General features: G+C 72.9%; 17 protein-coding genes. 6 read left to right on the plus strand and 11 right to left on the minus strand.

Annotation, left to right across the window (positions count from 1 at the left end; all coding sequences use genetic code 11):
• Nucleotides 1–79 precede the first annotated feature (79 nt).
• Both MICAU_RS29125 and MICAU_RS29130 read right to left on the minus strand, forming a co-directional pair.
• Nucleotides 80–1,246 carry an acyl-CoA dehydrogenase family protein gene (locus MICAU_RS29125; RefSeq protein ID WP_013288941.1) on the minus strand — a complete coding sequence of 389 codons (1,167 nt, stop codon included), beginning with the start codon at nt 1,244–1,246 and terminating at the stop codon, nt 80–82.
• Nucleotides 1,247–1,287: 41 nt separating this feature from the next.
• Complete coding sequence (locus MICAU_RS29130; RefSeq protein WP_013288942.1) at nt 1,288–2,046, minus strand: methyltransferase domain-containing protein; 759 nt, start codon at nt 2,044–2,046, stop codon at nt 1,288–1,290.
• Between the two features lie 45 nt (nt 2,047–2,091).
• Here MICAU_RS29130 and MICAU_RS29135 point away from each other — a divergent pair, with 45 nt between their 5' ends.
• The 4 genes from MICAU_RS29135 (at nt 2,092) to disA (ending at nt 6,686) form a co-directional block, all read left to right on the plus strand.
• Nucleotides 2,092–2,922 carry a UbiA family prenyltransferase gene (locus tag MICAU_RS29135; protein ID WP_013288943.1) on the plus strand — a complete coding sequence of 277 codons (831 nt, stop codon included), beginning with the start codon at nt 2,092–2,094 and terminating at the stop codon, nt 2,920–2,922.
• A gap of 141 nt (nt 2,923–3,063) precedes the next feature.
• Nucleotides 3,064–3,813, plus strand: coding sequence for a hypothetical protein (locus MICAU_RS29140; RefSeq protein ID WP_013288944.1), 750 nt, complete (start codon nt 3,064–3,066; stop codon nt 3,811–3,813).
• Nucleotides 3,814–3,917: 104 nt separating this feature from the next.
• Entirely contained in the window at nt 3,918–5,366 is a 1,449-nt protein-coding gene (gene radA / locus MICAU_RS29145) for a DNA repair protein RadA (RefSeq protein WP_041799371.1), read from the plus strand.
• 129 nt (nt 5,367–5,495) lie between these two features.
• Complete coding sequence (disA, locus tag MICAU_RS29150) at nt 5,496–6,686, plus strand: DNA integrity scanning diadenylate cyclase DisA (RefSeq protein WP_013288946.1); 1,191 nt, start codon at nt 5,496–5,498, stop codon at nt 6,684–6,686.
• 8 nt (nt 6,687–6,694) lie between these two features.
• On the opposite strand, the gene MICAU_RS29155 is transcribed toward disA, so the two are convergent.
• The 3 genes from MICAU_RS29155 to MICAU_RS29165 form a co-directional block, all read right to left on the minus strand.
• Nucleotides 6,695–7,465, minus strand: a complete 771-nt coding sequence (locus tag MICAU_RS29155; RefSeq protein WP_013288947.1) for a hypothetical protein — start codon at nt 7,463–7,465, stop codon at nt 6,695–6,697.
• Nucleotides 7,466–7,570: 105 nt separating this feature from the next.
• Nucleotides 7,571–8,134 (minus strand): peptide deformylase, encoded by a 564-nt coding sequence (locus MICAU_RS29160; RefSeq protein ID WP_013288948.1) that lies wholly within the window; start codon nt 8,132–8,134, stop codon nt 7,571–7,573.
• The gene (locus tag MICAU_RS29165; protein ID WP_013288949.1) at nt 8,131–8,643 is read right to left on the minus strand and encodes a glycine cleavage system transcriptional repressor; all 513 of its coding nucleotides are present in this window, start codon (nt 8,641–8,643) and stop codon (nt 8,131–8,133) included. The genes MICAU_RS29160 and MICAU_RS29165 overlap by 4 nt, the downstream gene beginning before the upstream one ends.
• A gap of 96 nt (nt 8,644–8,739) precedes the next feature.
• On the opposite strand from MICAU_RS29165, the gene MICAU_RS29170 reads away from it, so the two are divergent.
• Nucleotides 8,740–9,639, plus strand: a complete 900-nt coding sequence (locus MICAU_RS29170; RefSeq protein WP_041799372.1) for an HhH-GPD family protein — start codon at nt 8,740–8,742, stop codon at nt 9,637–9,639.
• Nucleotides 9,640–9,904: 265 nt separating this feature from the next.
• Here MICAU_RS29170 and MICAU_RS29175 read toward each other — a convergent pair whose 3' ends face one another.
• The 3 genes from MICAU_RS29175 to lysS form a co-directional block, all read right to left on the minus strand.
• Nucleotides 9,905–12,442: an ATP-dependent Clp protease ATP-binding subunit gene (locus tag MICAU_RS29175; protein ID WP_013288951.1), complete on the minus strand. Its 2,538-nt coding sequence runs from the start codon at nt 12,440–12,442 to the stop codon at nt 9,905–9,907.
• A 517-nt stretch (nt 12,443–12,959) separates the two neighbouring features.
• Nucleotides 12,960–13,310, minus strand: a complete 351-nt coding sequence (locus MICAU_RS29180) for a histone-like nucleoid-structuring protein Lsr2 (protein ID WP_013288952.1) — start codon at nt 13,308–13,310, stop codon at nt 12,960–12,962.
• A 120-nt stretch (nt 13,311–13,430) separates the two neighbouring features.
• Nucleotides 13,431–14,939, minus strand: a complete 1,509-nt coding sequence (gene lysS, locus MICAU_RS29185) for a lysine--tRNA ligase (RefSeq protein WP_013288953.1) — start codon at nt 14,937–14,939, stop codon at nt 13,431–13,433.
• A gap of 93 nt (nt 14,940–15,032) precedes the next feature.
• Here lysS and MICAU_RS29190 point away from each other — a divergent pair, with 93 nt between their 5' ends.
• On the plus strand, nt 15,033–15,779 hold the full coding sequence (locus MICAU_RS29190) for a class I SAM-dependent methyltransferase (RefSeq protein WP_013288954.1): 747 nt from the start codon (nt 15,033–15,035) through the stop codon (nt 15,777–15,779).
• A 52-nt stretch (nt 15,780–15,831) separates the two neighbouring features.
• Here MICAU_RS29190 and MICAU_RS29195 read toward each other — a convergent pair whose 3' ends face one another.
• The 3 genes from MICAU_RS29195 to MICAU_RS29205 are packed head-to-tail and all read right to left on the minus strand — an operon-like array spanning nt 15,832 to nt 19,184.
• On the minus strand, nt 15,832–16,590 hold the full coding sequence (locus MICAU_RS29195; RefSeq protein ID WP_013288955.1) for a type III pantothenate kinase: 759 nt from the start codon (nt 16,588–16,590) through the stop codon (nt 15,832–15,834).
• Between the two features lie 9 nt (nt 16,591–16,599).
• Nucleotides 16,600–17,496, minus strand: a complete 897-nt coding sequence (nadC, locus tag MICAU_RS29200) for a carboxylating nicotinate-nucleotide diphosphorylase (protein ID WP_013288956.1) — start codon at nt 17,494–17,496, stop codon at nt 16,600–16,602.
• Complete coding sequence (locus tag MICAU_RS29205; protein WP_013288957.1) at nt 17,493–19,184, minus strand: L-aspartate oxidase; 1,692 nt, start codon at nt 19,182–19,184, stop codon at nt 17,493–17,495. The genes nadC and MICAU_RS29205 overlap by 4 nt, the downstream gene beginning before the upstream one ends.
• Nucleotides 19,185–19,208 lie beyond the last annotated feature (24 nt).

Genomic DNA, 19,208 nt, shown 5'->3' on the forward strand with positions numbered 1-19,208 from the left:
ACCGGCTCACTCCTCGCGCTCACCGTGCCGCTTCTCGTTCGCGACTGCGGGGCTCGCAGAACCGGCTCACTCCTCGCGCTCACCAACGAGGGAGCGCGCTGTCCCGGTCCGGGTCGCCGCCCAGTGCGGCGATGCCGAGCCAGTCGGCGCACACGTCGGACGTGGCCGGATGCAGCGAGCCGCAGCGGGCGTCCCGGTAGAGCCGCTCCAGCGGATGCCCGCGGCGGGTCGCCGACGTACCGGCCGCCTCCAGCATGGAGGCCGCCACCTCGGCGGCTGTGGTGCCGGCGAGCAGCTTGGCCCGCCACACCCAACGGTTCGTCTCGGCGTCGCCGGGTGCCTCGTCGACCCGGCGGGCCGCCTCGGCGACCACCAGTTCGGCGGCGGCGGTGGCCGCGTCGGCCCGGCCCAGGCGGGCCCGCACCGCGGGCAGCCCGGCGAGGTCGCGGGCGTTGAGGTGCTCGGCCGCGGCGTCGATGGCGGCCCGGGCCACGCCGACGTAGACCGCCGCGTAGCTCGCCACCAGCCAGTGCGGCATGAGCTGGGCGACGACCAGGGCCAGCCCTTCGACGCCGCCGAGCAGCCGGTCGGCCGGGACCGTCACGTCCAGGTGCACGTCGTGCGAGGAGGTGGCCCGCATGCCGAGCGAGTCCCAGGTGGGCTCGACGGTGATCCCGTCCCCAGCCGGGACCAGGAACTGCGACACCACGGACTGGTCGGCGGCGCTGCGGGCGGCCACCAGGTAGCCGTCCGGGTGGCCGGCGCCGGAGCAGAACGTCTTGCTGCCCTTGATGTGCCAGCCGCCGTCGACCGGCTCGTAGACGGTGCTGAGCTGGGACAACCGGGCGCCGGCGCCGCGTTCGCTCATCGCGACCGCGTACCAGGCGCCGTCGGCCGCCGCGCGCAGCAGCCGGTCCCGCGCCGCCAGCGCCTCGTCCGGTACGCCGAGCGCCTCGGCCAGTTCCTCGGTGACCGCGCCGAGCGCCCCGGTGACCGAGGCGTGCATGTTGAACACCAGCGCGGTCGCGCCGTTGCCCCGGGCCAGTTCGGTGGCGACAGCGGCGTACTCGGCGAAGCTCGCGCCCGTGCCGCCCAGCTCGGGGGGCACCATCAAGCCGAACAGCCCTGCTGCCCGCAGGTCCGCGAAGTCGTCCACGGGGAACGAGCCGTCGCGGTCGTGCTCGGCCGCGCGGGCGGCCAGTCGCGGCGCCAACCGGCGGGCCGCCTCCAGCGCGTGCACAGTCATGTCGCCCCCTTCTCGGCGTCCTTTACCCCGGGCGGCCCCGGCTACCCGCCCCGGCGCCCCCAGCCCTGGTACAGCACCGCCGTCGACCGGGTCGGCACGATGCGCGGTTCGGTCCTGCCCGGACGGACGGCGCCGCCGCGCATGCGGCGCAGCAGCCAGGCCAGCGTGCCGCCCAGCTCCGGCCGGACCCCGCGCACCGTCAACGACACGCCGTGCCGGGCACACTCGGCGACCAGCGCGCGGGCGTCGACGAACAACCGCGGGTCGTGGATGCCGCGCGGCACTGTGGGCAGCCGTTCGCCCAGCTCCACAGCGATCAGCCGGGCCGGCAGCGTGTCGTTGAGCGTGTCCAGCACCAGCAGGCCGCCCGGGCGCAGCAGCCGGCACGCCTCGGCGACCGCCCGCCGCCAGTCCGGTACGTGCTCCAGCAGCTCACCGGCGGAGACCACCGCCGCGCAGCCGTCGGCCAGCGGCACCGCCGTCGCGTCGGCCTGGACCACCGTCACGCCGTGCGCGGCGGCCTGGTCGAGCGCGGAGCGGGTCAGGTCGACCCCGACGTGGCGGTAACCCTTGCCGGCCAGGTGCGGCGCCAGCAGCCCGGCGCCACAGCCCAGGTCGACGAGCAGGTCGTCCGGGGTGGACGCCGCTGGTACCAGCGCCGCCCGGGCCCGGGCCAGCCAGTGCAGCATCGCGAACGCGCCGTCCGGCCGCCACCACTCGCCGGCCAGGTCGTCGTACTGCCGGGGGTCGTTCGGCGGCAGCACCCGGTACGGAGTGGACACCGGCGACGCGTCGGGCATGCGTCGAGCGTGGCACGACTGCCCGGTAACGACCAGACTTCCCTTATGTCGACACGGGTGTTAGGGCTGGTCAGGGCGAGCCATCCGGAGCCCGCGGCGGCGGTCACGGTGGTCGCCGCGCTGCTCGCCGCCGGTGTCGGGCACTCGGCGGCGGGTGTCGTGCTCGTGGCGCTGACGGTGCTGGCCAGCCAGCTCGCGGTCGGGTGGAGCAACGACCTGATCGACGCCGAGCGGGACGCCGCTGTGGGGCGTACCGACAAACCGGTGACCACCGGCGAGGTCGCCCGTCCGACGCTGGCCCGGGCCACGGCGGTGGCCGCCGTCGCCGTGCCGGTGCTCGCGCTGGCCGGCGGCCCGGCCGCGGCGGCCTGCGCCACGCTGGGCCTCGTCTCCGCGCTGCTCTACAACCGGCCGCTGAAGTCGACGCCGGTGTCGGTGCTGCCCTACGCGGTCTCGTTCGGCGCGCTGCCCGCGTTCGTGGTGCTGGCGCTGCCCGGCTCGCCGGTGCCCCCGGCCTGGCTGGTGGCCGCCGCCGCGCTGCTCGGCGCCGGCGCGCACTTCGCGAACGTGCTGCCGGACCTGGCCGACGACGCCCGGACCGGGGTGCGCGGCCTGCCGCACCGGCTCGGGCCGGTGGGCAGCCGGCTGGCCGCCGCCGGGCTGCTGCTCGCGGCCACCGTCGCGCTGGTCCTCGGCCCGCCCGGGCCGCCGTCGTGGACCGGCCTGTCGGCGGTCGCCGCCGCCGTCGCCGTGCCGGCGGTCGGCTGGTACGCGGGACGCGCGACAGCCGGACGCTCGGCGACCGCCTTCCGGGCGGTGCTGGTGGTGGCGCTCATCGATGTGGTGCTGCTGGTGACGAGCGGCCGGGTGGTCTGAGGAGTCCACTCCGAGGTGGCATTGCCGGGTCCGCGTGCGGGCCTCGATCAGCTCCAACTACCCTGGAGCGCGGTCTGCGCGGGTATGGCCACCCCGTGCCCGGTGGTCGACCGGGCGGGGATCGTGACGAGGAGGACCGACGTGACGCGCTCGATCAGGGGTTCCCGGGGGCCGGCCCTGCTGCTGGCCGGCACGGCGGCGGCGAGCCTGCTGCTGTCCGGGTGCGGCGCCGGGCAGATTTCCGAGACCGCCAACAAGATCCCGTCGGTACAGGGCGTCAACGTCCAGACGTCCGACAACCTCTTCAAGGTGCGCGGGCTCTACGTGCAGTTCCCGGGCCCGAAGGGCTACGAGGCCGGGTCGAACGCGCCGGTCAACGTGGTGATCTACAACGACAGCGAGAAGCCGGTGACAGTGACGGTCACCACCGACAGCGCGCGGGAGATCGTGCTCACCGGCTCCGGCGCGGGTGAGAGCGGCGCGGCCACCCCGACCGGTTCGCCCACCGAGCCGGTCACCACCTCGCCGACCGCGAGCGACCCGAGCGCGTCGCCGAGCCAGTCGCTGGAGGTGACCGGGTCGCCGTCGGCCAGCCCGTCGCCGAGCGAGAGCGAGTCCGCGCCCGCCGGTCAGCCGGCCCGGATCGAGATCCCGGCCCTCAGCTACGCCCAGCTCAACGCCGGCAACCCGCGGTTCCTCCAGCTCGTCGGCCTGAACGAGAAGCTGCTCGTCGGCCAGCAGGTCAACCTGACCTTCGACTTCGGCGACGGCAAGGTCGTCAAGACCCCGGCGCCGATCGGCATCCCGCTGACCCCGGAGGCCACGCCGTCGAAGATCGTGAACCCGCGTGAGCACGCCGGTGAGGACGGCGGCGCCGAGGGCGGCCACTGACCTCTCCCCTCCTTCCGTCGGCACCGCCGCCGTGGCCAGCGCCACGCCGGCGGTGTCGCCGTTTCGGGTGGGCTTTCGTCGTACGGGCCGGTTAGCGTCCGGTGGTGACCACGCCCCGATCGACCCCCTCCCGTGCCGGCGCCGGCCGCGGTCGCGCCGCCACCCGCGAACCCCGCCCGGCCTACGAGTGCGACGCCTGCGGCCACCAGCCCCCGAAGTGGGTGGGCCGGTGCCCCGAGTGCGGCGAGTGGGGTTCGGTGGTCGAGTGCACGGTCACCGGCCCGATCGTCTCCGGCCGAGTGGTCAGCTCGCGGATGCCTGCCGAACCGGCCCGGCCGATCGCCACGATCAGCGCCGCGCCCGCCCGGGCCCGTCCCACCGGTGTGAGCGAGCTCGACCGGGTGCTCGGCGGCGGCCTGGTCCCCGGCGCTGTGGTGCTGCTCGCCGGTGAGCCCGGGGTGGGCAAGTCGACGCTGCTGCTCGACGTGGCCCAGCAGTGGGCGGCCGGCGCCGGCAGCCCGTCGCTGGTGGTCAGCGGCGAGGAGTCGGTCAGCCAGGTGCGGCTGCGCGCCGAGCGGATGGGCACCCTGCACGACCAGCTCTATCTGGCCGCCGAGAGCGACCTGTCGGCGGTGCTCGGCCACCTCGACGCGGTCAAGCCGGGGCTGCTGGTGCTCGACTCGGTGCAGACCATCTCGACCACCGGCACCGAGGGCGTGCCGGGCGGCGTCACCCAGGTCCGCGCGGTCACCGCCACCCTGGTCGCGGTGGCCAAGGAGCGCGGCATCGCCACCGTGCTGGTCGGGCACGTCACCAAGGACGGCCAGGTGGCCGGTCCTCGCGTGCTGGAGCACCTGGTCGACGTGGTGCTGCACTTCGAGGGCGACAAGCACTCCTCGCTGCGCATGGTGCGCGGCGTGAAGAACCGCTTCGGCGCGGCCGACGAGGTGGGCTGCTTCGAGATGCACGAGGGCGGCATCAGCAGCCTGGCCGACCCGTCCGGCCTGTTCCTGACTCGCTACTCCGAACCGGTGCCGGGCACCTGCGTGACGGTGGCGATGGAGGGGCGCCGGGCGTTGGTGACCGAGGTGCAGGCGCTGATCGGGGCCACCGTGGCCGGCTCGCCGCGGCGTACCGTCTCCGGCCTGGACAGCGCCCGGCTGGCGATGGTCCTCGCGGTGCTCCAGCGCCGCACCGAGCGGCTCACGCTGCACGACCGGGAGGTCTTCGCCGCCACCGTCGGCGGCATCCGGGTGGTGGAGCCGGCGGCCGACCTGGCGGTGGCGCTCGCTGTCGCCTCCGGCGGGCTCAACCTGGCGCTCAACCCGCATCTGGTGGCCATCGGCGAGGTGGGTCTCACCGGCGAGGTCCGTCGCGTCGGCGCGGTGCCCCGGCGGCTGGCCGAGGCCGCCCGGCTCGGCTTCCGGCTGGCTCTCGTGCCGCCCGGGTGCGGGCCGGAGAGCAGCGGCGCCGGGCCGGAGAACATGCGCGTGATCGAGGTCACTGACGTGCGTGCCGCACTCCAGGCGGCCGCCCGCGCGTCGGCGGAGTGACACGGTGGCATCCGCCGGGCGTTTCCGGGCAGGCCACGCAGGCCGCGCCGACCCGTCCGAGCCGGGCATCGTGACACATCACAGTAACCACGAGAGCACCCACCGCATGGCAGTCCGTAGACTGTGCCCGTGCCGATCGACCGCGATGCCACCAAGCCCGCAACGGCGACGCCGCACGCCCGTACCGGCGCCGTGAGCGGCAACCCCGCTCGTGCCATCAGCGTGAGCGTCAACGGAAGCGTCGGCGGCGGGGCCGGCGCCGATCCGCTGCGCGCCAACCTCGCCCTGATGGCTCCCGGCACCGCCCTGCGGGACGGCCTGGAGCGGATCCTGCGCGGCCGCACCGGCGCGCTGATCGTGCTCGGCTACGACAAGGTGGTCGAGCAGATCTGCACCGGCGGCTTCCCGATGGACGTGGAGTTCTCCGCCACCCGGGTCCGTGAGCTGTGCAAGATGGACGGCGCGGTGGTGCTGTCGAGCGACGGCACCCGGATCGTGCAGGCCGGCGCGCACCTGATGCCGGACCCGTCCATCCCCACCGAGGAGTCCGGCACCCGGCACCGCACCGCCGAGCGGGTGGCCCGGCAGACCGGCTACCCGGTCATCTCGGTCAGCCAGTCGATGCGGATCATCAGCCTCTACGTCAACGGTCAGCGGCACGTGCTCGACGACTCGGCGGCCATCCTGTCCCGCGCCAACCAGGCGCTCGCCACGCTGGAGCGCTACAAGCTGCGGCTGGACGAGGTCTCCGGCACGCTCTCCGCGCTGGAGATCGAGGATCTGGTCACCGTCCGCGACGCGGTGGCGGTGGTGCAGCGGCTGGAGATGGTCCGGCGGATCGCCGACGAGATCGCCGGCTACGTGGTGGAGCTGGGCACCGACGGCCGCCTGCTGGCCCTTCAGCTCGACGAGCTGATGGCCGGCGTGGACGCCGACCGCACTCTGGTCATCCGCGACTACCTGCCGACCGGCCGCAAGTCCCGCACGCTCGACGAGGCGCTCGTGGAGCTCGACCTGCTCAGCGCCACCGAGCTCATCGACCTCGTGGCCGTGGCGAAGGCGATCGGCTACCCGTCCGCCTCGGACGCGCTCGACGCGGCGGTCAGCCCGCGCGGGTTCCGCCTGCTGGCCAAGGTGCCCCGGCTGCCGGTCGCCGTCGTCGACCGGCTGGTGGTGCACTTCGGCAGCCTCCAGCGGCTGCTCGGCGCGACTGTGGAAGACCTCCAGGCGGTCGAGGGCGTGGGCGACGCCCGTGCCCGTGGCGTCCGCGAGGGCCTGTCCCGGCTCGCCGAGGCCAGCATCCTCGAACGGTACGTCTGACCGACGGCTCAGCCGGTGATGGTCAACTTCACCGGCTCGCTGATCTTGGTGCCGACGCGGGCGAACACCTGGTACGCGCCGATCGCGGCGAAGTCGCCGCCGGCCAGCCCGCTCGCGCACCTGTTGTCCAGCCGGCCGTTCCAGCCCAGCTCGTAGGAGCGCTCGAAGTTCGGCGTGAACGACTGGACGTCCGAGCCCTTGCCGGTGCCGCAGGTGTCCGACGACCAGATCTTCTCCGCGCCCGACTTGACGTACAGCTCCTGGAGGTCGGCGCCGACGTCGCGGCTGCACGTACGGTTCGACACGTTCTTGACCTTCAGGCGCAGCGTGACCACAGTGCCCCGCTGGGCGGTCGGCGGCACCGCCACCGGCGTCACCAGCAGCTCGGAGTCGGTGCAGGTGCCGTCGTCGGAGACCGGCTGACCGGTCGCGCCACCGTTGCCGGTGCCGCCCCCGTTGTTCGCGCCCCCGCCGTCGTTCCCGCCGCCGGTGTTCCCGCCACCGGTGTTCCCGCCGCCGTTGTTCGCGCCGCCGCCCCCGGTGTCGCCCGGTGCCGGTGACGGGCTGCCCGACTGCGGAGTCAGCACCGAGCCGGACGGGTCGGGCTGAGCCCCGGCGGAACCGGTCGGGGACGGGTCGGTGCCCGGCGCGCCGGTGTTGCGATCCGTACCGGTGCAGGAGTACAGCAGGACAATCAGGAAGAGCAGCCCCGCTCCGAGCACGACGGCACGACGCCGCCAGTACACGGCAGGGGGCAGGGGGCCGACCGTCAGACGCATGATGCGCCTACCGTAGCCGCGCGGCGCACGGCTCGCCGGTCCGACGCGCCGGGAACCCGCCGCCGTACGGCCACCGTCGTCCACACTGGATTCCTACCGCCACCGTCAGAGGTAGACCTTGCGCTGGTAGATCGCGTGCGCGCCGGCCACCCGGTCGAGGAAGAGCAGCCCCGCGCAGTGGTCGATCTCGTGCTGGAGCGCCCGCGCCTCGAAGCCGTCCGTCACCAGGCGGACCGGCTCGCCGCTGCCGGGAAGCGCACCCTCGACGACCAGGCGGCTGGCCCGCTTCACGTCGCCGGTCAGGTCCGGCACCGACATGCAGCCCTCCCGGCCGGCCTTCCACCGGGACGCCTCCACCACGCGCGCGTTGCAGAGCACGAACGTGCCGTGCACGGTGACCGCCTTCGGGTGCCCCGTCACGTCCACCGCGAACACCTGCGCGCTCACCCCGACCTGCGGCGCCGCCAGTCCCACGCAACCGGGCGAGACGCGCATGGTGGCCACCAGGTCGGCGGCGAGGCGCACCACCTCGGCAGACGTCGGGTCGACCTCCGGGCCCGGTCGGCTCAGCACCGGCTCCGGCGCGGTGACCACCGCCCGTACCGCGCCGGGGATGCCGAGCTTCTCCGGGGTCCAGCCGCCCAGGCCCGCGTACTCCGGCCCGGTCACAGCAGATCCGTGTCCGCCGGGCGGAGGCTGACCCCCACGCCCAGCTCCGCGGCGACCCGGGTGAGCCGGCCGGCCACCTCGTCCGACACACCGGGCGGCAACTCGACCTCGGCCACCACCACGTAGAGCGAACCGGTGAGCCGGGTGCTCAGGTCGGTCACGTTCCCGCCCGCGTCGGTGAGCACCCGGGTCATCGCCGCGACGATGCCCATCCGGTCGGCGCCGTGCACCGCGAGCACGTACGGCTCCCCGGTGGGCTCGCTGCCGCCGTCGGGCGTGACCGCGCGTACGGTCGCCAGCAGGTGCCCGTCGGCGGCGAGCGGGGCCAGCGCGGCCTCGACGTCGGCGGCGGCCGGGCCCACGCAGATCAGCGTCATCGCGAAGTGTCCACGCAGCCGGGTCATCGTCGAGTCGGTGAGGTTCGCGCCGAGCCGGGCGAGGACCTCCGCGACGTCGGCCACGATGCCCGGCCGGTCCCGGCCGATGACGGTGATCGCGAGCTCGTTCATTCGGACATTCTGCCCCGTCGCTCATGATCGATCGCGCCCGGCCACCCGGCCCGCCCAACCTGCGGGAAAGACAGCCGTGACATGATCGGCGACGCGATGTCCGATCCCACATTCGCCACCCAGGTCAGCCGGTGGTACGAGCGCAACGCCCGCGACCTGCCCTGGCGCAAGCCCGGCATCGGCGCCTGGGCGATCCTGGTCAGCGAGGTCATGCTCCAGCAGACCCCCGTGGTCCGGGTGGTACCGGCCTGGGAGGCGTGGCTGGCCCGCTGGCCCGAGCCGCGCGCGCTCGCCGAGGACACCCCCGCCGAGGCGATCCGGATGTGGGGACGGCTTGGCTACCCCCGCCGGGCGGTTCGCCTGCGCGAGTGCGCGGCGGCGATCGTGGAGCGCCACGGCGGCGTGGTGCCCGACCGGCTCGATCAACTGCTGGCGCTACCCGGTGTCGGCACGTACACGGCCCGCGCGGTCGCGGCGTTCGCGTACGGGCAGCGGCACCCGGTGGTGGACACGAACGTCCGGCGCGTGGTGTCCCGGGCGATCGCCGGAGAACCCGACGCCGGCCCCACCACCCGCCCGGCCGACCTGGTCGCCACCGAGGAACTGCTGCCGATCGAGCCGGCTGACGCCGCGCTGGCCAGCGCCGCCTTCATGGAACTCGGCGCTGTCGTCTGCACCGCCCGCGCGCCGCGCTGCGCGATCTGCCCGGTCGAGTCGAGCTGTGCCTGGCGGGCTTCTGGACAGGCCGCCCCCACGGGACCGACCCGTCGGCCGCAGCGTTACGCCGGCACCGACCGCCAGGTACGCGGACTGCTGCTCGCGGTGCTGCGGGAGTCCACCGGCCCGGTGCCGCACCAGCGGCTGAACCAGGTCTGGCACGACGACGTCCAGCGGGCGCGAGCGCTGGCCGGCCTGGTCACCGACGGCCTGGTGGAACCGGTGGGCGAGGAGTCCTTCCGCCTGGCCGGAGACGGCCCCGCCGTCCCCCTCCCCTGACCGCCCCCGCCCCACTCCCACCCCACCCTCGGCTCGCCCTCGGCTCGCCCCGTTGATCATGAAGTTAGCGGCGACAAATAGGGCACCAAGTGCGGTCAACTTCATGATCGACCAGGGCAAAGGCGGGCAGGGCTGGGGCGTGCGGGCGGCGGCGGCGGTAAGGCTGGCGGCCGGCACCCTGGGGAGCGGTGGGTGGACATGGGAAAGGCGACGGCCCCGGTGGCTTTCGCCTACCGGGGCCGTCGCCCTGATCTGTGCCCGGACCTTATGCGGCGTCGTCAGCGCCGGTGGCGGCGGTGCCGCCGAGGTCCGCCGGGACCGCGTCCGGCACGGCGTCCGGCCGGTCCGCGCCCCGGAAGACGAGCTTGGACTTGTCGATGTCCTCCGGGTCGCCCTCGCAGTCCACGACCACGATCTGACCCGGGGTCAGCTCGTTGAAGAGGATCCGCTCGGACAGGTTGTCCTCGATGTCGCGCTGGATCGTGCGGCGCAGCGGCCGCGCACCCAGCACCGGGTCGAAGCCCTTCTTCGCGAGGTACTTCTTCGCGTTGTCGGTCAGCTCCAGACCCATGTCCTTGTTCCGCAGCTGGGTCTCGATCCGGGCGATCATGATGTCGACGATCGACAGGATCTCCAGCTGACGCAGCTGGTGGAAGACGATGGTGTCGTCGATCCGGTTCAGGAACTCGGGCCGGAAGTGCTGCTTGAGCTCGTCGTTGACCTTCTGCTTCATCCGGTCGTAGTTCGACTCGGAGTCCTCGGAGGCCTGGAAGCCCAGCGAGACCGCCTTGGCGACGTCACGCGTACCGAGGTTGGTGGTCAGGATGATGACCGTGTTCTTGAAGTCCACGATCCGGCCCTGGCCGTCGGTGAGGCGCCCGTCCTCCAGGATCTGGAGGAGCGTGTTGAACACGTCCGGGTGGGCCTTCTCGATCTCGTCGAAGAGGACCACCGAGAACGGCCGGCGACGCACCTTCTCGGTCAGCTGCCCACCCTCGTCGTAGCCGACGTAGCCGGGAGGGGCACCGACGAGCCGGGACACCGTGTACCGGTCGTGGAACTCCGACATGTCCAGCTGGATGAGGGCGTCCTCGCTGCCGAACAGGAACTCGGCCAGCGCCTTGGACAGCTCGGTCTTACCGACACCGGACGGGCCGGCGAAGATGAACGAGCCGGAGGGGCGCTTCGGGTCCTTCAGGCCGGCGCGGGTACGCCGGATCGCCTTCGAGACGGCCTTGACCGCGTCCTCCTGGCCGATGACGCGCTTGTGCAGCTCGTCCTCCATGCGCAGCAGGCGCGAGGTCTCCTCCTCGGTCAGTTTGTAGACCGGGATGCCGGTCCAGTTGCCGAGCACCTCGGCGATCTGCTCGTCGTCGACCTCGCTGACGACGTCCAGGTCACCGGCCTTCCACTCCTTCTCCCGCTGAGCCTTCTGCCCCAGCAGCTGCTTCTCGGTGTCGCGCAGCTGGGCGGCCCGCTCGAAGTCCTGCGCGTCGATCGCGGACTCCTTGTCGCGGCGCACCTGGGCGATGCGCTCGTCGAAGTCGCGCAGGTCCGGCGGCGCGGTCATCCGGCGGATGCGCATCCGCGCGCCCGCCTCGTCGATCAGGTCGATCGCCTTGTCCGGCAGGAACCGGTCGGAGATGTACCGGTCGGCGAGCGTGGCGGCGGCGACCAGCGCGGCGTCGGTGATGGAGACGCGGTGGTGCGCCTCGTAGCGGTCCCGCAGGCCCTTGAGGATCTCGATGGTGTGGGCCAGCGACGGCTCACCCACCTGGATCGGCTGGAAACGACGCTCCAGAGCGGCGTCCTTCTCCAGGTGCTTGCGGTACTCGTCGAGCGTGGTGGCGCCGATGGTCTGCAGCTCACCACGGGCCAGCATCGGCTTGAGGATGCTGGCGGCGTCGATCGCGCCCTCGGCCGCGCCCGCACCGACGAGGGTGTGGATCTCGTCGATGAACAGGATGATGTCGCCGCGCGTACGGATCTCCTTGAGCACCTTCTTCAGGCGCTCCTCGAAGTCACCGCGGTAGCGGGAACCGGCGACCAGGGCACCGAGGTCGAGGGTGTAGAGCTGCTTGTCCTTCAGCGTCTCGGGCACCTCGCCCTTGATGATCTTCTGGGACAGGCCCTCCACCACGGCGGTCTTGCCGACGCCGGGCTCACCGATCAGCACCGGGTTGTTCTTGGTGCGGCGGGACAGCACCTGCATGACCCGCTCGATCTCCTTCTCGCGCCCGATGACCGGGTCGAGCTTGCCCTCGCGGGCGGCCTGGGTCAGGTTGCGGCCGAACTGGTCCAGCACGAGGCTGGTCGACGGCGCGGCCTCACCCGGGGCGGCACCGGCAGCGGCCGGCTCCTTGCCCTGGTAGCCGGAGAGCAGCTGGATGACCTGCTGGCGCACCCGGTTCAGGTCGGCGCCCAGCTTCACCAGGACCTGGGCGGCGACGCCCTCGCCCTCGCGGATCAGGCCGAGCAGGATGTGCTCGGTGCCGATGTAGTTGTGGCCGAGCTGCAGCGCCTCGCGCAGCGACAGCTCCAGCACCTTCTTGGCCCGCGGCGTGAACGGGATGTGCCCGCTCGGCGCCTGCTGGCCCTGGCCGATGATCTCCTCGACCTGCTGGCGCACGCCCTCCAGGGAGATGCCGAGGCTCTCCAGGGCCTTGGCCGCGACACCCTCACCCTCGTGGATCAGGCCCAGCAGGATGTGTTCCGTACCGATGTAGTTGTGGTTGAGCATCCGGGCCTCTTCTTGGGCCAGGACGACAACCCGTCGCGCTCGGTCGGTGAACCGCTCGAACATGCCCTCGTGCTCCTCACGTGCCGTGCGCCTTGATGGTCAGATCTCGGCGGGGCCGGTGCGCGGACGTCCGGGACGGGCGTCCGTGCCTCCTTACTCTATCGCCGCGGACCGTCTTCGCTGAGGTCGTGTGCCCCCGCGAATGCCCGTTCCGACGTCGTTTCTGACAACCGTCCACGCTCAGGAGGTGTTCCGGGGCCCCTGCCTGTACGCGCAGAGCGAAATTCGACCGGCACCCGAACGGCCGGCCGAGTGGACCGGAGGCGGCAACCGATGCGTCCGCCGGGTCGTCCACAGCCTGTGGATGAAGTCTCCACCGCCTGTGGACAACCATCCCCGGCGGGGGTTTCTTCCCGTCCGCCGCGAGCGAGGGCGGCACGGTGGGCCGGACCGGACATCCGGCACAGGGGCGACGGGAACGGGACGGCTGGGCGCAACCGTGACCCCGGTACGGAAACGGCGACGCCGGCCCGGAGTGGCACTCCGGTCCGGCGTCGCGTCGCCCGTGACGAGGGTGGGGTCAGTGCCCCGCCTTCGCGTGGTACTCGTCCACGATCTCCTGCGGGATCCGCCCCCGGTCGGAGATGTCCTTGCCGGCCTTCTTGGCCCACTCGCGGATGGCCCGGTTCTGCTCGCGGTCGGCGGTCGCGCCGCCCCGGCCCCGAGCGGCCCGGCCACCGACGACCACACCCCCGCGACCGACCTTCGTTCCGTTCGCGATGTACGGCGCGAATACGTCGCGCAATTTCCCGGCGTTGGAAGCGGAGAGGTCGATCTCGTACTGCACGCCGTCGAGCGCGAACTTGACGGTCTCGTCAGCGTCCCCGCCGTCCAGGTCATCGACCAGCTTGTGAATGATCTGCTTGGCCACGTCCCACATTCCTTTCGAGCAGGGTTGTACTCCTGCAATACACCGAGCACAATAACCCGTCCGGCGCTTGCTCCGTCAATAGGACGGGGTAACGAGCCGGAGAAGGCTTGCGGGGAGCACCTACTCGGGCCGGACCAACGGGAACAGGATCGTTTCCCGAATTCCGAGCCCCGCCAGTGCCATCAGCAGCCGGTCGATTCCCATTCCCATGCCGCCGGACGGCGGCATTCCGTACTCCATGGCCCGGAGAAAGTCCTCGTCCAGTCGCATCGCCTCGTCGTCGCCGCGCGCCGCGAGCTGCGCCTGGGCCACCAGCCGTTCCCGCTGCACGACCGGGTCGACCAGCTCCGAGTACGCGGTGCCCAGCTCGAATCCGAGCACGTAGAGGTCCCACTTCTCGGCCAGGCCCGGCTCGCTGCGGTGGGCCCGGGTCAACGGGCTGGTCTCCTCCGGGTAGTCCATGACGAACGTCGGCGCCCGAAGGGACGGCACGACCAGTTCCTCGAACAACTCCTCGGCCAGCTTGCCCGGTCCCCACTTCGGGTCGACGGAGAGACCGACCTTGTCCGCGTACTCGACCAGGCGTGCCCTTTCGGTGCGGACGGTGACCTGCTCACCGAGCGCTTCGGAAAGAACACCGAACAGCGACACCGACCGCCACTCGCCGCCCAGATCGAACTCACGCCCGTCGGCGTGCGTCACCACCGTCGAGCCGGCGACCGCCACTGCGGCCTGCTGTACGAGATTTCGGGTCAGCTCGGCCATCGTGTGGTAGTCGCCGTACGCCTGGTACGCCTCCAGCATCGCGAACTCGGGCGAGTGCGAAGAGTCGATGCCCTCATTACGGAAGTTGCGGTTGATCTCGAAGACGCGGTCCACGCCACCGACCACCGCACGCTTGAGAAACAGTTCCGGCGCGATTCGCAGATACAGATCCGTGTCGAGCGCATTGCTGTGGGTCACGAATGGGCGGGCCGCCGCGCCGCCGTGCAGCAGTTGCAGCATCGGCGTCTCGACCTCGATGAAGTCCTGCCCGTGCAGGGTGTCGCGCAGACTGCGGACGGCGGTGGCCCGGGTGCGGACCATCTGCCGGGCCTGCGGGCGGACCACCAGGTCCACGTAGCGCTGGCGGACCCGGGACTCCTCGCTGAGCGGCTTGTGCGCCACCGGCAGCGGGCGCAGCGCCTTGGCGGTCACCGCCCACTCCTCGGCGAGAACGGACAGCTCGCCGCGCCGGCTGGTGATCACCTCGCCGGTCACGCCCACGTGGTCGCCGAGGTCGACCAGACGCTTCCAGTCCCCCAGCCGCTCGGCGCCGACCCGGTCCAGCGAGAGCATCGCCTGGACCTCGGTGCCGTCACCGTCCCGCAGCGTCGCGAAGCAGAGCTTGCCGGTGTTGCGAATGAAGATCACCCGGCCGGTGACCGAGACCCGGTCGCCGGTGGCGGTGTCGGTGGGCAGGTCGCCGTAGCGCTCCCGCAGCTGCGCGAGCGTGGTGGTCCGCGGGAAACCCACCGGGTACGGCTCGACGCCCTCGGCGAGCATCCGGTCCCGCTTCTCCCGGCGGACCTTCATCTGCTCGGGAAGGTCGTCGGCGGGGTCTGTTGGCAGGGCGTTCTGCTCGGTCACGGCACGCTTCCTCAGGCCTTGGGGACATCGGCGGGGTCAGCACATGAGCGTACTCAAGCGCCGTGGCGGCCGTTACGGGATAACCTGCCCGCCATGACCGACCCCACTGCGGCGCTCTCGTTCGGTGCGGCCGCGGCCGAGTACGACCGTTTCCGTCCCCGTTATCCGGAGGCGGCGCTGCGCTGGGCGCTGGACGGACTGCTCGACGCGCAGGTCGTGGACCTCGGCGCCGGCACCGGCATCCTCACCCGGGGACTGCTGGCGCTGACCGGGCCGGTGGCGCACGTCGTACCCGTGGAACCGGATCCGGGGATGCGGGCGCAACTGGCCGCCGCGACGCCGGGTGCGACGGCGCTGGCCGGCAGCGCCGAGGCGGTGCCGCTGCCGGACGGGTCGGCGGACGCGGTGCTGGCCGGGCAGGCCTACCACTGGTTCGACAGGGAGCGGGCGCACGCCGAGGTGGCCCGCGTGCTGCGCCCGGGCGGCACGTTCGCGCCGGTCTGGAACATCCGGGACGAGCGGGTCGGCTGGGTGGCGGAGCTGACCCGGATCGCCCACCTCGGCGACAACGCGGGCGACGTGACCCAGCGGTACGCGGACTTCGGCGCCGCCTTCACCGCTGTCGAGGTGGGCGAGTTCCCGCACGCCACCACGCTCACGCCGGACGAGGTGGTGGGCATGCTGCACACCCGCTCGTTCTGGCTGACCGCCGACACGGACGAGCGGCGGCGGGTCGACGCGGAGCTGGCGGAGCTGTTCGCCGGCCACCCCGACCTGGCCGGCCGGGACGCCGTGGAGCTGCCGTACCGCACGATGGTGCTCCGGGCACGCCGGCGTTAAGAAGGGGCCCCTCCTCTACCGGAGGCGTTAACAGGGGGCCCTTCCTTGCACCTCAGACGTTGCGGTCGTAGACCATCCGCAGGCCGATCAGCGTGATCATCGGCTCGTGGTGGGTGATGGTGTGGCACTCGCCGAGCACCAGCGAGGCCAGGCCGCCGGTGGCGATGACCGCCTTCACGCCGCCCAGTTCCTCGGACATCCGCTCGACGATCCGGTCCACCTGGCCGGCGAAGCCGAAGTAGAGCCCGGCCTGGAGGCACTCGACGGTGTTCTTGCCGATCACCGAGCGCGGGCGGGTCGCCTCCACCTTGCGCAGCTGGGCCGCGCGGGCGGCCAGCGCGTCGAAGGAGATCTCGATGCCGGGCGCGAACGCCCCGCCGAGGAACTCCCCACGGCTGCTGACCAGGTCGAAGTTGGTGGTGGTGCCGAAGTCGACGACGATCGACGGCCCGCCGTAGAGCGTGTACGCGGCCAGCGTGTTCACCACCCGGTCCGCGCCCACCTCCTTCGGGTTGTCGATGGCGAGCTGCACGCCCGTCCGGACACCCGGCTCGACGATCACGCTGGGCAGGTCGGCGTAGTACCTGTCGAGCATGGTGCGCAGCGAGCGCAGCGCGGCCGGCACGGTCGAGCAGGCGGCCACGCCGGTGATCTCCACGGCGTCCCCGGCGAGCAGTCCGCGGAACATCAGACCCAGCTCGTCCGCTGTGGAACGGGCGTCGGTCTTGATCCGCCACGAATGCACCAGCTTGTCGCCGTCGAAGGTCGCCAGCACGGTGTTCGTGTTTCCGATGTCGATGCAGAGCAGCACAGCGGCAGCCTAGACGTCACGCAGGTCGAGGGCGATGTCCAGGATCGGCGACGAGTGGGTGAGCGCGCCGACCGAGAGGAAGTCGACGCCCGTCGCGCCGTACTCGGCGGCCATCGGCAGCGTCAGCCCTCCGGTGGCCTCCAGCTCCGCCCGGTCGCCCACCGACGCCACCACCTCGCGCAGCTGCGCCGGGGTCATGTTGTCCAGCAGCAGGAACCGCGCCCCCGCCTCGACCGCCTCCACCGCCTCGGCCGGCGTGTCCACCTCCACCTGCACCGCGACGTCGGGGAACGCCTCCCGGACCCGGCGGAACGCGGCAGCGATCCCGCCCGCCGCGACCTTGTGGTTGTCCTTGATCATGGCGACGTCGTACAGGCCCATCCGCTTGTTGGTGCCGCCACCGGCCCGGACCGCGTACTTCTCCAGTGCCCGCAGGCCCGGCGTGGTCTTGCGGGTGTCCAGCACCATCGCCTTCGTGCCGGCCAGCGCGTCGGCCCAGGCCCGGGTGTGCGTCGCCACCCCGGACATGCGGGACAGCAGGTTCAGCGCCGTCCGCTCGGCGGTCAGCAGAAGCCGGGTCGGCCCGGTCACGGTGGCCAGCACGTCGCCGCGCGCCACCCGCTGCCCGTCGTGAGCCACGAGCGAGACCTCGACCGTACGCCCCGCGCCGGTCACCTCGCCGACCAGCTCGAACACGGCGGCGGCGACGGGCAGCCCGGCCACCACGCCGTCGGCGCGCGCCACCAGATCGGCCGTGTCGTGCTGGTCGTCAGGGATGGTGGCCACGCTCGTCACGTCGAGGAAGTCGGGCCCCAGATCCTCGTGCAGCGTGTCGACGATGACGTGCCGGACCCGCTCCGGGTCCAGGCCGCCGTCCCGCAGCGCCCGCTCCGTCGACTCCCTCATGACTGGTTCTCCTCCCAGCGCTCGGCCACCCGGCCGTCCGTACCCACCTCGGCCACCAGGTGGCCCAGCCACCGCTCGTCGGCCGTCGGGAAGTCCTCCCGCCAGTGGCAGCCCCGCGTCTCCTGGCGCGCGTACGCGGCGGCGACCAGCGTCGACGCCACAGTCAGCAGGTTCGTCGCCTCCCAGTCGGCGGTACGCGGCACGCCCCGGCCCGCGCCCAGCCCGGTGAGCGTGGCGGCGGTGGCCTCCAGCGTCTGCGCCGACCGGAGCACTCCCGCGCCCCGCGTCATCGCCCGTTGCAGCTCCGCCGTGCCCGTAGCTGGCACCAGCGCGCCCGGACCGCCCACCCAGGCGCCGGTCTCCGCCGGGCGGGCCTGCTCGGGCAGCCCGGCGGCGATGTCCTCGGCGATCCGGCGGGAGAAGACCAGCCCCTCCAGCAGCGAGTTGCTGGCGAGCCGGTTGGCGCCGTGCACGCCGGTGCAGGCGACCTCGCCGCACGCGTACAGGCCGGGGATGGAGGTGCGCCCCCGCAGGTCGGTCCGGACGCCGCCGGAGGCGTAGTGCGCGGCCGGCGCAACCGGGATCAGGTCGGTCGCCGGGTCCACGCCGATGGCCAGGCAGGACGCCACGATGGTGGGGAACCGCCGGGCGAGGAAGTCGCCGCCCAGGTGCCGGGCGTCCAGGAAGACGTGGTCCGCGCCGGACGCGAGCAGCACCCGGTGGATGCCCTTGGCGACCACGTCCCGGGGCGCCAGCTCGGCCAGTTCGTGCTGACCGACCATGAACCGCTTGCCGTCGCCGTCGACCAGGTGCGCGCCCTCGCCGCGCAGCGCCTCGGAGACCAGCGGCTGCTGGGCCAGCCCCGCGCCCGGCCCACCGGCCGGCACGATGAGCGCGGTCGGGTGGAACTGCACGAACTCCACGTCGGTGACTGCGGCGCCCGCGCGCAACGCCAGCGCCACCCCGTCGCCGGTGGAGACCGCCGGGTTCGTGGTGGCGGCAAAGATCTGCCCCATCCCGCCGGTGGCCAGCACCACCGCGCGGCCGAGGATCGCGCCGACGCCGTCCTCGCTGCCCTCGCCGAGCACGTGCAGCGTGATCCCGCAGGCCGGGCCGAGCCCGTCCGGCCCGTCGCCGGGAGCGCGCAGCAGGTCCAGCACCAGCGCGTGCTCGACCAGCCGGATCCACGGATCGCGGCGGACCGCGTCGTGCAGCGCCCGCTGCACCTCCGCACCGGTGGCGTCGCCGCCCGCGTGCACGATCCGGTCGGCCCGGTGGCCGCCCTCCCGGGTCAGCATCAGCGAGCCGTCCGGGTTGCGGTCGAACTCCGCCCCGATCCGCATCAGCTCACGCAGCCGGGTCGGCCCCTCGGCCACCAGTGCGCGGACCGCCGCCGGGTCGCAGAGGCCGACGCCGGCGACCTCCGTGTCGTACGCGTGCGCGTCCGGCGTGTCCGCCGGGTCCAGCACGGCGGCGATCCCGCCCTGCGCCCAGCGGGTCGAGCCCTCGTCCATGTCGACCTTGGTGACCACCGTGACGTGCAGGCCGGCCTCGCGCAGGTGCAGCGCGGCGGTCAACCCGGCCACGCCGGAGCCGACCACGATCACGTCTGTCGTCTCCACCCAGCCGGGGGCGGGCGCGGCGAGCAGCCGGGGCAGCGCCGGCAGGTCGACGGTCGGTAGGTCCATGAGCACAGTCAACCCGAAGCGAAC

This window comes from Micromonospora aurantiaca ATCC 27029 (genome assembly GCF_000145235.1).
GTDB lineage: Bacteria > Actinomycetota > Actinomycetes > Mycobacteriales > Micromonosporaceae > Micromonospora > Micromonospora aurantiaca.